This is a genomic window from Chenggangzhangella methanolivorans, from assembly GCF_042648545.1.
Lineage (GTDB): Bacteria > Pseudomonadota > Alphaproteobacteria > Rhizobiales > Methylopilaceae > Methylopila > Methylopila methanolivorans.
In genome coordinates this window covers 726,227-740,939 of sequence record NZ_JBHRXS010000004.1, presented here as the reverse complement: position 1 = coordinate 740,939, position 14,713 = coordinate 726,227, and the positions used below count along the sequence as shown (strand labels likewise).

The 14,713-nt window shown below is 66.0% G+C and carries 11 protein-coding genes; 5 read left to right on the top strand and 6 right to left on the bottom strand.

Annotation, left to right across the window (positions count from 1 at the left end):
- Positions 1-4: 4 nt before the first annotated feature.
- Together ACFOWB_RS08895 and ACFOWB_RS08890 are read right to left on the bottom strand one after the other, a co-directional pair.
- Positions 5-325 carry a hypothetical protein gene (locus ACFOWB_RS08895; RefSeq protein WP_378146802.1) on the bottom strand — a complete coding sequence of 107 codons (321 nt, stop codon included), beginning with the start codon at positions 323-325 and terminating at the stop codon, positions 5-7.
- A 1-nt stretch (position 326) separates the two neighbouring features.
- A complete protein-coding gene (locus tag ACFOWB_RS08890) occupies positions 327-1,229 on the bottom strand; it encodes an exopolysaccharide biosynthesis protein (protein ID WP_378146800.1) in 903 nt (300 codons plus the stop codon).
- A gap of 415 nt (positions 1,230-1,644) precedes the next feature.
- Between ACFOWB_RS08890 and ACFOWB_RS08885 the strand changes: the two genes are divergently transcribed.
- The 3 genes from ACFOWB_RS08885 (at position 1,645) to ACFOWB_RS08875 (ending at position 5,072) form a co-directional block, all read left to right on the top strand.
- Positions 1,645-2,067: a hypothetical protein gene (locus ACFOWB_RS08885; RefSeq protein WP_378146798.1), complete on the top strand. Its 423-nt coding sequence runs from the start codon at positions 1,645-1,647 to the stop codon at positions 2,065-2,067.
- Positions 2,068-2,129: 62 nt separating this feature from the next.
- On the top strand, positions 2,130-2,462 hold the full coding sequence (locus ACFOWB_RS08880; protein ID WP_261403704.1) for a hypothetical protein: 333 nt from the start codon (positions 2,130-2,132) through the stop codon (positions 2,460-2,462).
- Between the two features lie 153 nt (positions 2,463-2,615).
- Positions 2,616-5,072 (top strand): heavy metal translocating P-type ATPase, encoded by a 2,457-nt coding sequence (locus ACFOWB_RS08875; protein ID WP_378146796.1) that lies wholly within the window; start codon positions 2,616-2,618, stop codon positions 5,070-5,072.
- A gap of 198 nt (positions 5,073-5,270) precedes the next feature.
- Here the strand turns inward: ACFOWB_RS08875 and ACFOWB_RS08870 are convergent, their stop codons facing one another.
- Complete coding sequence (locus ACFOWB_RS08870) at positions 5,271-5,669, bottom strand: hypothetical protein (RefSeq protein ID WP_378146794.1); 399 nt, start codon at positions 5,667-5,669, stop codon at positions 5,271-5,273.
- Positions 5,670-5,739: 70 nt separating this feature from the next.
- Positions 5,740-7,230, bottom strand: coding sequence for an APC family permease (locus tag ACFOWB_RS08865; RefSeq protein ID WP_378146792.1), 1,491 nt, complete (start codon positions 7,228-7,230; stop codon positions 5,740-5,742).
- Positions 7,231-7,823: 593 nt separating this feature from the next.
- Between ACFOWB_RS08865 and ACFOWB_RS08860 the strand changes: the two genes are divergently transcribed.
- Entirely contained in the window at positions 7,824-8,273 is a 450-nt protein-coding gene (locus ACFOWB_RS08860) for an RrF2 family transcriptional regulator (protein ID WP_261403709.1), read from the top strand.
- 1,215 nt (positions 8,274-9,488) lie between these two features.
- The gene (locus tag ACFOWB_RS08855) at positions 9,489-11,081 is read left to right on the top strand and encodes a hypothetical protein (protein ID WP_378146790.1); all 1,593 of its coding nucleotides are present in this window, start codon (positions 9,489-9,491) and stop codon (positions 11,079-11,081) included.
- A 405-nt stretch (positions 11,082-11,486) separates the two neighbouring features.
- Here ACFOWB_RS08855 and gcvP read toward each other — a convergent pair whose 3' ends face one another.
- Both gcvP and gcvH read right to left on the bottom strand, forming a co-directional pair.
- The gene (gene gcvP / locus ACFOWB_RS08850) at positions 11,487-14,342 is read right to left on the bottom strand and encodes an aminomethyl-transferring glycine dehydrogenase (protein ID WP_378146788.1); all 2,856 of its coding nucleotides are present in this window, start codon (positions 14,340-14,342) and stop codon (positions 11,487-11,489) included.
- Positions 14,339-14,701 carry a glycine cleavage system protein GcvH gene (gcvH, locus tag ACFOWB_RS08845; protein ID WP_378146786.1) on the bottom strand — a complete coding sequence of 121 codons (363 nt, stop codon included), beginning with the start codon at positions 14,699-14,701 and terminating at the stop codon, positions 14,339-14,341. Before gcvH ends, gcvP begins: the two co-directional genes overlap by 4 nt.
- Positions 14,702-14,713: the final 12 nt, after the last annotated feature.

Here is a 14,713-nt window from a genome sequence, read left to right as displayed (position 1 = left end):
CCCGTCACGACGCGGCTATGAAGTCCGATTCCCGCAGCACCGTCTCGACGAGCGTCTGCAGCTCCGCCTTCTTCTTGGCCGTGAAACCGATCTTCGCCCAGGCGGGCGCGGTGGCGTAGAGCTCGACCTTCTCGGCCAGGAACTCGACCTCGATGTCCACGGGATCGATCAGGATGTGGAGGACGTCGGCGTCCTCCTCCCAGCCATATTCGAACGGCTTCGGGGACAGTCCCGCGTTCTTCTCGATGTTGGCTTCGAGCGCCTCGCGGCGTTCGTCGGTGAGCGGCGCGTCGATGTCGAACTCGTAGATCTTCTGTCGCTTCATTTCACGCCGTCAGCAAGGATTTGGATCGGAGCGCCCCGGACTGGGCGGATTTGGCGGGGCGAACGGGACGACGCGCGGCGGCGCGCTGGCGTTCGCCCGAAGGCGCGGGCCTCGGCGCGGCCTGCTCGCGCGCGTGACGCTCGGCGGCGCGGCGCTCCGGATCCCACCAGAGCAGCATCTCCTGCCACTCGAAGCGGAGCATCGAAGCCAGACGCGTCCAGCCGCGCCTCTCGCACATGCGGGCGAGCGCGCCGGCCCCGGCCTTCCGGGCGAGCTTGCGGAGCCATTTGGCGATCTTCGACTTGAGGATCTTCGCGGTGAGGCCCGAGGTCGCGATCAGCACGAGCGAGATCACCCCCGCCATGACGCCGAGGAGGATGGCGAGGCCGTCCTGTTCGGCGAGACCGAGCGAGATCACCGAGATCGACGCGGCGTGGAGCGGATCGAAGCCGATCACAGGGAACGCGATCGCGACCGCGAGGATGAAGAGCAGCAGGCCAAGGACCCGGCGCGCCAGCGGGCACGTGGCCCAGCGCAGGCGCGGCTTGGAGATCTTCTCGGCCGCCTCGATGACGGGGGCCAGCGCATGGATCGCGACCGCGAGCGAGCGGCGCGGCACCTTCTTGTTCAAAACGGCTTTGGGCAGGCTCGTGGTCTTGCGGCCGGCGATCATCTGGCCGGCCAGCATCCCGGTCGAGAGCCCGCTCATGGAAGGCAGATCCGGGGCGGGCACGATCGAAGGCATGGAGAAGAAAACGAGCGACGCCTCGGTTCTGTCGGCTCCAAGGCTATCGAGGATCTGGCCTACGGTGAAGACTTCGACATTCGGGTTGGCCAGCAGAATATTGCGCAGCAGGTCCGACGTTCGGGCCATGGCGTTCGGGCGGATCGCAATATCCGTCATTCCGAAGCCGTCGTTCGGCTCATCAAGCCGGTGAGCCGCTGGTCTGACCATCTCTCGAAGCCTTGCATATCGACTCGCTCGACTTTGCTTTTACGTCCGCAGCGTCACAGTTTTCTGACGGCCTGACGCCGTTCCGAAATCAAGCCGCCAGACCAGACGCGGCTCCCGCTGCGACAGATCGACGTGAGCGCCCGGAAGCGCTGTCATCTGTTTGACAAGAACGGCCCCGACCGCTACCCGTCACATACAATCTATAGACTTGATGGTCTAAAGAGGCAAGATGGCTTTTGCGCCGCTCCCGCTGGTCGAACAGGCGGCGGACGCAAACGGCGTCGCGGGGGCGAACTCCATCGCTCCCGAGAGCTCTCCAGACGACCGCCCGCGTTTCTCCAAGACGTCGCAAAAGGAACTGTCCATGGCCGCCGCCACCGCCGAAGCACCGGAAAGCAACCCCCTGTCCGTTCTCGGCGACGCCCTTGAAGCGGCGGCGCAGTCGATCGGCGACGCGCGCGCTGACGCGAGCGAGTCGGCCAAGGCTGCGGCCCAGAAGGTGAAGTCCGGCGTATCGGCCGGCGCCTACAACGCCGCCTACGGGCTTTCGTTCGGCGTCGTGTTTGGCGCCGTGTTCCTCAAGGAGCTTCTGCCCGAGGACAATGCGCTTCGCCGCGGCTTCGAGGATGGAGCGGAGGCGGCGATCGACGCCGTCGCGAGCCGACGCGCCGCGAAGGACCAGTTCGAACCCGAACCTGAAGCGCACGAGCCCGAGCCGAAGCCGCAGGCGGCTCCCAAGCCCCGGGTCCGAAAGGTCGTGATCAAGTCGCGCAAGGCCGAAGGCTGACCTTCCAGACGCGCGGGCCGGCTGCGGACCGCCCGTGCGCCGCACACCTCGGGAGCGGTCCAATGTCGTCTGCCCAAGACCCTTCGAAGCGGCCGCCTGCGGCAGGAGCCGCCAAGCGGCGCGCGCTGCCTCAGGGACGCGCCGCTTCGCAGGCTTTCGAAATCGATTTCCCGAAGCGGCCCAAGGGCGCCTCGGCGATCTCGGCCTTGTTCGGCGTCTTTCGGGACGCCTGGTCGCGCGGCGGAGACGCGGTCGGCGACGCCTATGCGTCAGGCGCGCGCGTCGTGCTCGACCGCAAGGAGGCGCTCGAGGACCTGAACGCCGAACGCCGCCACAAGCCAGCCGCGGCGACGTCGACGCAGAGCCGTTCCGCAGACCTCGAACCCGGAAGCTGATCCATGCCGACCGTCCAGCCCTCGCCGAAGACGCAGACCAGGACGCGGGCGACGGGCCCCGTGACGCATCGAGCCAGCTCCGCGGGCGCCCACGCCGTCTCTCGCGCGCCGAGGAAACGCGGCGCGGCCGCGGCCGGGGCGTCGGACCTGAAGGTGTCGTTCCCCTCCCCCACGCGCGTGCGCTTTACGAGCGCCCGGCTGTTCGGCGACCCGCGCAGCGACACCGCGCGCGACTTCTTCGAGCGCGCGTTCCAGGCGCAGAACGTCTCCCAGGTCGAGATCGACGGCCGGAGCCGCAGCGCCGAGCTGTTCCTCGCCGCGCCCTTGGCGAAAGGCGAAGGGGTCAGCGCGCTTGCGGCGCTGCTCACGCGGCCGATCGGGCGGACGGATGCGTCGCAAGCGCTGATCTTCCCGGAAGACTTCGGACGCGGCTCGGCGAGCGCGATCCGGCTGCAGCGCTATGACAGGCGGCTGTCGAGCTGGACGATCCGGCACGCGCTGCCGGGGCGCGTGCGGCTCTACAATCCAGGCCTGGTGCGCCGCCGCGACGTCTGCCAGCTCGTCGAACGCGAGTTCATGAACACTTTTGGCGTGGACCGCTACGTCACCAACGAACTCACCGGCACGGTGCTGGTGCATTTCAATCCGAAGCAGCTGACGCTTTCCCAGATCGTGACGCTGCTCGACGCCGTGACCGCGTCCGCGCCTGACGCCGAGCCCTCGCCGGTCGATCTCGACCTCCCCGTCAACACGGCCTCTGTGGCGCTTGCGGTCGCGAGCCGCTTCTTCGTGCCGGCGCTCGCGCCGGTGAGCGCCGCTCTGTTCCTCTATTCGGTGATCCCGAGCTTCAAGAGCGCCTACGAGGTGGTGTTCAAGGAAAAGCGCGTCGGCGTCGACGTGCTCGACGCGATCGTGGTGGCGGCGTGCCTGGCCACCAACCAGGTGCTCGCCGGCACGGTGCTCGGCTTCACGCTCTCGGTCTCGCGCCGCCTCGTGCAGAAGACCGAGGACGACTCGAAGAAGATGCTGCTCAACGTCTTCGGCAAGCAGCCGCGCTTCGTCTGGCTCGAGGTCGACGGCGCCGAGGTCGAGACGCCGCTGGAGAAGCTGAAGCTCGGCGACGTCATCGTCATCCACACCGGCGAGACCGTGCCTGTCGACGGCGAAGTGGTCGACGGCATGGCGATGGTCGACCAGCACACGCTCACCGGCGAATCCGCGCCGGTCGAGAAGGTGAAGGGCGATCCGGTGCTGGCCTCCACCACGCTCATCGCGGGAAAGGTGCGGGTCTCGGTCACGAGCGCGGGCGACCAGACGACCTCGGCGAAGCTCACCCGCATCCTGAACGACACCGCGGGCTACAAGCTGAAGTCCCAGTCGCGCGGCGAGGAGCTCGCCGACAAGGCGGTGGTCCCGACGCTCGCGCTCGGCGGGCTCGGCTACGCCATGACGGGCGTCAACGCCGCGACCGCTGTGGTGAACTGCGACCTCGGCACCGGCATCCGGATGGCGGCTCCGATCGCGATGCTGACCTCGCTGACGCTGTCGGCCGAGCTCGGCATCCTGGTGAAGGACGGCCGGGCGCTCGAGCAGCTGAAGAACGTCGACACCTTCCTGTTCGACAAGACCGGCACGCTGACGCGCGAACGGCCCGAGGTCGGGCGCATCCTCACCTACGAGACCTATACCGAGAACCAGATCCTCTCCTGGGCGGCGGCGGCCGAGAAACGGTTCAGCCATCCGATCGCCAAGGCCATCGTCGAGAAGGCGCGCGAGCTCAAGCTCGACCCGCCCGCGATCGACGACTCGAAGTACCATGTCGGCTACGGCATCACGGTCTCGGTCGACGGCCACACGGTCCGGGTCGGCAGCGCGCGCTTCATGGAGCATGAGGGCATCGCGCTTCCCGAGGCCCTCAAGGCCGAGATCGAGGCCGCGCATGAGGAGGGCCACTCGCTCGTGATGGTCGGCGTCGACGACAGGCTCGGCGGCGCGCTGGAGCTTCATGCGGCCGAGCGGCCCGAGGCCAAGGCCGTGATCGAGGGACTTCGGGCCCGCGGCGCCAAGCAGCTCGTCATCATCTCGGGCGACCACGAGCAGCCGACCAAGAAGCTCGCCGAGAAGCTCGGCATGGATCGGTACTTCGCCGAGGTGCTGCCGCAGGACAAGGCGGCGTATGTCGAGCTGCTGCAGAAGGAGGGCCGCACGGTCTGTTTCATCGGCGACGGCGTGAACGACTCGATCGCGCTCAAGACCGCGAACGTCTCGATCTCGCTGCGCGGGGCCTCGTCGATCGCGACCGACACCGCTCAGGTCGTGCTGATGGAGGACAGCCTCGTAAAGCTGCTGCAGCTGCGCGACGTCTCCCAGGAGCTCTCCCGCAACATCAACCGCAGCTGGGGCGTGATCCTGATCCCGAACATCATCTGCATCGCGGGCGCGCTGTTTGGCGGCTTCACGGTGATGCACTCGATGATCTTCAATCAGATCGGCGGCCTGCTCGCGGTCGGCAACGGCCTGCTGCCGCTGCGCAAGGCCTCTGCGGTCCGGCTGGAGAAGGAACGCCAGCAGGCTGCGAGGCAGCTCCCGGCGCCCGCGGTCGCGGAGTAGAGCGCAGCCCTCATGCCCGCGCCTTCGCGCGGGCATCCACGACTTGGTCTTAGAGCTTCTCAATCCCAGCCAGTCGGGGATACCCGGCTCCGCCGGGGCATGGCGGTTCGGGTCAGTTCACTCCGAAAGAAAATGGCCCGCAGCGCCTGAAGCGCTGCGGGCCATAACCGTTTGGTCGCGTCGGGAGCTTCCGAGAAATCAGGCTTCGGCGGTCGCCGCCTTGCGGCGCGAGCGCTTGGCCACGGGAGCCTCTTCGTCGACCTCCTCGACGGCCTCGACCGTCGACGCCGCCTTGCGCTCGTCGATCGCGTCGAAGGCCGCGTGCGCGCCGTCCTCGAAGCCGCGGCGCACCGCGCTTCCGGTCGGCAGCAGCTCCTTCAGGAACACCGCGGCGAACACGACGCCGTAGGACGCGCCATAGGCGCCCTTGTAGGCTCCCGCGCCGATGACGTCGCCGGCCTTGCCCGCCGCCGACTTGACCGAGGCCCCGGCGCTCGCGCCCGCATTGCCGATGTAGTCGATCGCGTTCTCGACCGCGGTGGAGACGCCCTCGAGGGCGCTGTGCTGCGGGGCGTCGATGGTTTCAGTCGCGCTCATGTTTGTCTCTCCTGAACAGAGCTGGAGGAAGGGCGGCCCCGCTCGGGACCGCCGGATCTTTTCGGCGGCTTCAGCCGGCGCGCTTGGCCGGCGCGACCGCGAACTGCATCTGGCCGCCCTCGACCGCGTCCTGCACGGTCTCGATCATCTGCGGACGCCGGATGCGCTCGACGAGCAGCCAGGCGACGCCGACCAGCATGTAGGCGAAGAAGGCACCGGCCAGCAGCGTGTTGGGCCAGTCGATCGGCGGGAACAGCTCGCTGCCGGGAAGGCCGAAGGTGCCAAGCAGAGGCAGCGCCATGAAGGCGAGCCCGCCGGCCGAATAGGCCACGGCGCGCCAGCTGAGCTGCCCGATCGAGCGCAGGTAGAGAGGGGCGGCCAGCGTGATGAGCAGATAGACGGAGATGAAGCCGAAGCTGCAGAGCGTGCCGAAATGCCCCTGCGCGTCGAAGGCGCTGATCCCGAAGGCGAGGCCGGCGGTGGGGGCCGCGAAGGTGATGAGCGCCGCGACCGCGACCGCGACATGGGGGGTGCGGTTGGTCTCGTGGGCTTCGCCGAGCGCCTCGAAGAACAGGCCGTGCCGGGCCATCGAGAAGATGATGCGGGCGGTCGAGTTGATGGCCGCAAGCGTGCAGGCGAAGAAGCTCAAGAACACGCCGACGGTGATGACGGTCCCGAGCGGGCCGACGCCGAACTTCTCCGACAGATGGTCTAGCGGAGCTTCCGAGTTCGCGAGCGACATGGGCGAACCTTCAAAGCCCATGACCACGACATAGGCCATGAAGATGAAGACGATGCCGGAGAACACCACCGAGTGGGTGACCGAGCGCGGGATCGACTTCAGCGGATCCTTGGCCTCCGCGCCGAGCGAGGTCGAGCTCTCGAAGCCGGAAAAGCCGAAGACGACCAGCACGACGCCGACGAGGACGCCGCTCGCGGTCGCGCCCTCGAGCTTGAACTGGGCGGCGTCGACCGAGAAGCCGTGGGCGTTCCAGATGATGACGCCGAGCGCGACGATCGAGACCAGCGACACGCCTTCGAACACGAGCATGGTCTTGGCCGAAAGCTGGATGTTGCGCATCGCGACCCAGCCCGCGACGCCGGCGCCGACGGCGAACCAGACGAGCGTCGGAAGCTGCATGCCGGTCGCCTGGCCGAGGAGGACGTCGCCCACGATCGCGAAGCCGCAGAGCGTCGACATGCCTGTCAGCGTGTAGGCGAACACCAGCGCCCAGCCGCCGAGGATGCCGGACGTCGGGCCGAGGCCGCGCGTGATGTAGGTGTAGAGCGAGCCGGGCGAGGCCGAACGGGTGGCGAACTGGTTGACGTTGAGGCTGACCAGGACGAGCCCCAGCATGCCAAGCAGGAAGCTGAGCCATGTGCCGTTGCCGGCCGACGCGAAGATCAGGCCGATGATGGCCGCAGGCACGGTCGACGGAGCGATGACCGAAACCGACTGCGCCAGAACCTCCGGATAGGACAGACACGCTCGGCGCAAACCTCCGGCCGCGGGCGCCGCGACCTCGTCGGTGGTGTCCAGGGCGACGGGCTGGGTCTGCATGATCGGGGTCACCTCGCTCCGATAAGGCCGAACGCGGCGAACCTCGCCGCACCAGCGGAGCGCTGGACGCGACAATCCGTTTTCGTCGCCTGGAGGCGGCGAAGCGTCATGCTCGCGTGGTCACGTTCCGCACCGAAAACCGACGTGGAGCACGCCTTCCGGACCAGGCCGGCGACGCGCTTACAACGACGTCATCAACGCGTCATTTAATGCACTGCAAAACGGGAGATTGCAATGCACAGTGCAAAAATAATTCTGGCTAAGTTATTCATATTGCAAGGAAATACCTATTCCCTACTAGGGATAGGGAGATTTCGGAAATAACCGTTCCGCGCGAAGGCCTTTTGCCCGAGGCCGTCAAAAACATGTCATCCAACCGCCGTCGCGTCCAGACAAAAGACTAAATCTATCATTTTTATTGTAAAATGATCCGACCCGGCGTTCCATGGCGCTCCACCGTTCGTCGGATCCAGCATGTCCAGCAGTTTTTCCGCCCTGCGCGCTCTGTCCTTGCGCAGGGTCCAGGCCCGCGGCGTTCGCGGCCGCCTCGTCACGAGGAGCCCTCTTCGGGCGCTTGATCGCGCCGCGCCGGCATGCTGACCAAGAAGGCGAAATACGGCCTGAAGGCCATGCTGCATCTCGCGCGGCTCGATTACGGCGCGTCAGCCTTCGTGGCGTCGATCGCCAAGGACAACGCGCTTCCGAAGAAGTTTCTCGACGCCATCCTGACCGAGCTTCGCAATGCCGGCTTCCTGACGAGCAAGACCGGCCGCAACGGCGGCTATATGCTGGCGCGGCGCCCGGAGGCCATCTCGGTCGGCTCGATCATCCGCACGCTCGACGGCCCGCTCGCGCCGATCGCCTGCGCGAGCCGCACGAGCTATGCGCCCTGCAGCGATTGCGGCACGATCGAGCTCTGCGAGATCCGGATCATGATGCTCGAGGTGCGCGAAGCCATCGCGGGCGTCCTCGACCACCGGACGCTCGCCGAACTGCGCGACGCGCGCGCCGATCCCATGGCGAGCTTCGTCTACGAGATCTAGGGAGGGGCCTCACCCAAGCCATTGAGTGATTGTGGCGACGAGTGCGATCTCTGGAGGCTACAGAATCTCCGGGTCAACTAGCTGAACACGCCTCTTCGAAGCCTTCGACGGCTCTTCGTCGACCCACCTTATCCTGCCTGGAGCCCGGATCAGCCGGCAGGCGGCGCTGCGCGAAACAGTGACCCTCACGCCTGGGTGCGATGAAACGGCAGACGCCCCCCTGAATGGATGCGGTGGGCGAGGCGACTAGCGGCAGGGTCCTCAATCGACGCTGCCGAATCCGAAGTCCTGAATGATCGTTCGACTTGGGATGCTGCGGCTTTGCGTCGGAACGCCCAGGCCTGCGCAGAATTTGCAGACCTCATCGGAAACGTGACGGGCGCGGCCGCGGACGTCGCCCGGCGCTCCTCGCCATTGATCGTGGCGGCCTTCTTCCCTGAGGAAGGGCCACCGACACAAGCAGTTAGACCCGTGGCGAACGTGATCGCGCTGCTGATCGCGATGGACGAACCCATCGCCCGGTACCGCGGAGAGGGACCTCCAGAACATCCGGGCAGAGAAGGCGCGCAGGTAGCCCTGGCGAGCTCGCTCAAGACTGAAGGGCGCGTCTCACGGGGCGCGCCCCTTCGTTTAATTCCGCAATCATCGACGATCACCGTCCTGCGGGATAATCCGGGTCGCCGAGCGGCGAGATTTCGGGCGTGGTCGAGATCGTCCCGCTGAATGTCGCCGATCGCCGACATGGATCGAGTCGCCCTGCCCCGCCCGTGGGAAGGCCGCTGGCGGCGATTCCACGCCTCGACGCTCGATGTGCGCCCCCGCGCCCTGCCCGGCTTCCTAGCCCCTCGAGAACGGCGTCGGAACCCGCATGGGTGATCCGTGGGGACTGGCTGCGCCGATGAGGTGTTTGGGAGCCTGTTTGTCGCCGGTCGGCTCCCATGTCTGGGGCCGGTCAGACGCGGTCGCTACCCGCCGTGTTCGTTGAATTAGAGAAGGAAGGCGGCTGGAGCGGGTGAAGGGAATCGAACCCTCGTATTCAGCTTGGAAGGCGACGTCTCTAGGATCGCAAAACCCTGAACCAATCTCTATTTTCAAGCCTTTCGAGGGGTTTTTGCTCGATCTAGGGATTGACCCGACCCCAATTCCCTCAATTTGTAGGTCTGAGATGTGGTGCCGATGTGGTGCCAACCTTGCGCCATCAATGGGAGGTCGCACATGTCCTCAACCAGAAGTGTCGATAGCCTGACTCAGACTCATGTCGAGAAAGCTGCACGCGCGATCAAGTCCGGTCGACACGTCCCCGACGATGAGTGGCGCGAGAAGGGCTCCGGCCTCTCGCTTGCCTTTAACGCGACGTCTGCGAGCTACATGTTTCGGGATCGCGCCCGCACCATCAAGCTTGGGGCCCTTCGGTTGGTCGAAGACGACCCGCAGGATCCGACGCTGATCACGCTGACCATTGCTAAGCACCTGGCCCGAGAGGTTCGGGCCGCGCTGAAGGCAGGCCGCGACGCGAAGATCTATGTCAGGACCTACCGCGAGCAGTTGATTTTAGGCGGCACCTCCGCTTCCGACGCCCACGTCTTCGCGACGCATGCTTCCGCTCAGGGCAACAGCGCGTCGGTCGGAGAAATGTCTTGGACTTGGCGAGAGTGCGTCGACGCTTTCCTCAAGCGCAAGCTTCAAAAGCTCAAAGAAGGTCGCAACCAGCAGCAGTATGCCCGCTATCTCCGCCACGCCGCCTTTACGCCGATCGCCGGCAGGCGCGTCGCGGAGCTTCGCTTTCTCGACCTGTTCCGGATCCAGCAGGCGCTAACGCCTGGAGGCGGCCCAGACGAGGACGGCCGGCCAAACTCCACCACCTTCCGCTGCATGTCGGAGGCCGTCGCCATGCTTGATTGGGCGAAAACGACGAAGCCTGTCGAGAGCGGCCTCGCCTATGTCGCGGAGCCCTGGTGGCGCCAGATCAAGGTCGACTACAGCGCGAAGAAGCGTCTTCGCGCTCCGGGGCCGGACGAATTGGCGCGGACCCTTGCGATCGTCGAGCATGAGCGACGGCGCAACGATGATCCGTTAGTGGTGATGCCCGGCGTATTGGCGGCGCTACGGGTCGGCATAGCGACCGGCCAGCGGGTTGGCGCCCTCATCCAACTTGAACGCGCAAACATCAAAACTCATCCCGACGAGGAAGGCTGGTGGATCGCGCACTGGACCGCGGACCAGATGAAGACGCCCCTTGATCACGCGATCCCGATCCCGCCGACTGCTTATGCCGTCATGCGAGAAGCATGGGATGAGATCGATCGTCGGCGCGCGCTACGGGGACTGGCGCGCTCGAAATGGGCTTTTCCAAGTCATAGGGGCGACGGGCACGTCGCGCCCAACGCCATCAGTCAACTGTTCGACCGGCTGAGAGGCAAGCCGGCGCGGACGAGCTACAAGGCTGCTCGGGAACGCGAGGGAAAACCCGGACCCAAGCCGTCGCCAAGCAGAGGTCGCGCACGCCCTAACCTATTTCGTTTGAGCGGCATCGACGACTGGACGATGCATGACGGTCGGCGAAGCATAACCAATGAGCTCGTCAATGCCGGCTTAGGCCGGGCTGCGTCCGCCATACTTGCGCACACGACTGAAATCCGCCTTCCCCTAAGCGAGGAGACACTGCACGAGACGATGGCGCGAACCACTTCAAAACATTACTTTACTGCCCAGCAGATCCACCTGAAGACCGAGGGTATGAAGCTCTGGTCGGAGACTCTAACCGCAGCGCTCCAGCGCGAGCGAGTCAGTCCGAAACGCGATCATTGAGCCGGCGGATCCCGGAGTCTTAAGGGCGTACTGGCCGGGGCCATCGCCAGCCTAGTTGACTGATTTGAAAGCCCTCATCAGGCGCTGCGCGGGCATTGGGCGATCCGCTTCAACCAAGTTCGCCTAGGCAAGCGTGGCCGACAAAGTACGATTGATTGCGTTCTCCCTTTTCCGGACTTCGACGGCGTTTTGGATCAAAGCGTGCGGAAATAGGGAGGCCAGCCGCGCGACCGCGATAGTCCAGACTCGCGATCGCTCCCGGCGCCATACTGCTCGCTGACGCCCGCCTGTATCTCCATCGTTTCGCCGTAGGACCAGTGCCAAACCGCGCGCCGCTCTGGCGCGCCGCGACGGCCCTGAACCTGTTTATCAAATAAGCGATGCCCGCGCGACGGCCGGCGCTCGCTATTCGGCTGCGACCGGTGTCGAAGCGTAAGCCTCGGACGGGGGGCATGAGCACATTAGGTTGCGGTCGCCATAGGCATTGTCGACCCGGTTTACCGGCGGCCAATACTTATCGATCCCGAGCGAACCTGCTGGAAAGCAGGCGGCCTCGCGGCTGTAGGGTCGCTCCCACGCGCCGATCAGGTCGCTCACCGTGTGCGGCGCGCGCTTGACCGGGTTGTTGAGCTTGTCGATCCTACCTTCCTCGATCTCCCGTATCTCCTCGCGGATCGCCAGCATCGCGTCGCAGAAGCGGTCGATCTCCGCCTTCGTCTCGGACTCGGTCGGCTCGATCATCAGCGTGCCGGCGACTGGCCAACTCATGGTTGGCGGATGGAAGCCGCAATCGATCAGTCGCTTGGCGATGTCGTCTACATTGACCCCAACGCTCTTGGCGAAGGGCCGCACGTCCACGATGCATTCATGCGCCACCCGCCCGTTCCGCCCCGCGTAGAGAATAGGGTACGCGCGCTTCAGCCGTGCCGCGATGTAATTGGCGTTCAGAATTGCGACCCGCGTCGCCTGTGTGAGGCCGCGCCCGCCCATCATCAGGCAGTAACTCCACGAGATCGGTAGAATGGATGCCGAGCCGAACGGCGCCGCCGAGACCGCACCCTCCCCGCCGGTCTCCGGATGGCCGGGCAAGAATGGGATCAGGTGTGACTTGACACCGATCGGTCCCATGCCCGGCCCGCCGCCGCCGTGCGGGATGCAGAAGGTCTTGTGCAGGTTCAGGTGGCTGACGTCGGCCCCGATGTCGCCGGGCCGGGCGAGGCCGACCAGCGCGTTAAGGTTGGCGCCGTCGAGATAGACCTGCCCGCCATGGGCGTGGATGATGTCGCAGATCTCGCGGACATGGCCCTCGAACACGCCGTGGGTCGACGGATAGGTGATCATGCAGGCGGCTATATTGGCTGAATGCGTCTCGGCTTTGGCTCGGAAGTCGTCGAGGTCGATGTCGCCGTCGGGCCGCGCGCCCACCACCACCACAGTCATGCCGCACATCTGCGCCGAGGCTGGGTTGGTGCCGTGCGCCGATGACGGGATCAGGCAAACCGTCCTGTGCGGCTCGCCGCGGGAGAGGTGATAGCGGCGGATCGTCAACAGTCCGGCATATTCGCCTTGCGCGCCGGAGTTCGGCTGCATCGAGATCGCGTCATAGCCGGTAATGTCGCAGAGCTTTTGGCTGAGGTCGCCGATCAGCTCGGCATAACCCGCCGTCTGGTCAGTCGGCGCAAAGGGGTGAATTTCCGAAAACTCCGGCCAGGAAATCGGCAGCATCTCGGCGGTGGCGTTCAGCTTCATCGTGCAGGAGCCGAGCGGAATCATGGCCCGGTCGAGCGCGAGGTCGCGGTCCGCGAGGCGGCGCATGTAGCGCGTCATCTCGCTCTCAGCCCGGTTCATGTGGAACACGGGATGGGTCAGGAAGTCCGACGTCCGGGCGAGCGCGCCGGGCAGCCGGCTATCCGGCCACTCGTCGAGGTCGACTTTGCGGTCGCTACCGAAGGCGCGCCAGACCGCCTCGATGACATGCTCGCGAGTGCGCTCGTCGACCGTGATCCCGATGCGGCTTGCGCCGACCTTGCGCAGGTTGACGCCGTTCTCGACCGCGCGGGCGAGGATCAAGCTCTGGAAGGCGCCGACATCGACCGTGATAGTGTCGAAGAAGGCACCCGGCGCGACCGTGAAGCCCGCCGCCTCCAGTCCCTCGGCAAGCCTCGTCGCGTCGCGATGCACCCGCGCCGCGATGCCCTTCAGCCCTTCCGGCCCATGGAACACGGCGTACATCGAGGCGATGACGGCGAGCAGCACCTGGGCGGTGCAGATGTTAGATGTCGCCTTCTCGCGACGGATGTGCTGTTCACGGGTCTGCAGAGCAAGCCGATAGGCGCGGTTGCCGCGGCTGTCGACCGAGACGCCGACGATGCGCCCTGGCATGGTGCGCTTGTAGGCGTCGCGCACCGCCATATAGGCCGCATGCGGGCCGCCGAAGCCTATCGGCACGCCGAAGCGCTGGGTGGAGCCGACCGCGATGTCAGCGCCCATTTCGCCCGGCGGCTTCAAGAGCGTCAGCGCCAGCGGATCCGCCGCGACAGCCGCGATCGCGCCGGCCTTGTGCAGCGCATCGATCGGGCCGGTGAAGTCGTGGATCGCCCCCTCGACGCCCGGGTACTGGAACAGCGCGCCGAACACTTCTACCGGCTCGAGATCGCTGAACGGATCGCCGACCACGACCTCCCAGCCGAGCGGCTCGGCGCGGGTCTTCACCACCGCGATGGTCTGCGGCAGGCAGTCCTTGTCCACGAAGAAGGCGTTGGCCTCCGACGTCGAGACGCGGCGCGCCATCGCCATGGCCTCGGCCGCCGCAGTCGCCTCGTCGAGCAGAGAGGCGTTGGCGACGTCGAGGCCGGAGAGATCGCAGACCATGGTCTGGAAGTTGATCAACGCCTCGAGCCGGCCCTGGCTGATCTCGGGCTGGTAGGGCGAATAGGCGGTGTACCAGGCCGGGTTCTCGAAGATGTTGCGCTGGATCGCCGGCGGCATCGTCGTGCCGTGATAGCCCTGCCCAATTAGCGAGACGAGCGGCCGGTTGCGGTTGGCCACCGCTCGCATCCGCTCGATCGCGCGGCGTTCGGAGAGCGGTTTGCCGAAGTCGATGCGGCTCTCCTGGCGGATGTCAGGCGGTAGCGTTTCGTCGATCAAGGCGTGGAGGTCGGCCGCTCCGACTTCCGAGAGCATTTCGGCGATCTCGGATTCCGTCGGTCCGATGTGGCGACGGTTGGCGAAGTCGTAGGGATCGTATCGACGAGCGCTCATCTGGAAATCTCCGCATAGGCGGCTTCGTCCATCAGGGCGTCCATGGCCGAGGCGTCGTCGAGCCTCATCCGGTAGAGCCAGCCGGCGCCCTGAGGATCGCTTCCGATCGAAGCCGGGTCGGCGACGACACCCTCGTTCACCTCGACGACCTCGCCGGACAATGGGGCGTAGACGTCGGACGCCGCCTTGACCGACTCCACCACGGCCGCGCCGGCGCCCTTGGTGAGCTTGGCTCCGACTTTGGGAAGCTCGACATAGACGAGGTCCCCCAGTTGTTCGGCCGCGAAGCCGGTGATGCCGACCGTCGCGACGTCGCCGTCGAGCCGCAGCCACTCATGGTCTTCGGTGAAGCGCAGCATTGAATGTTCCTC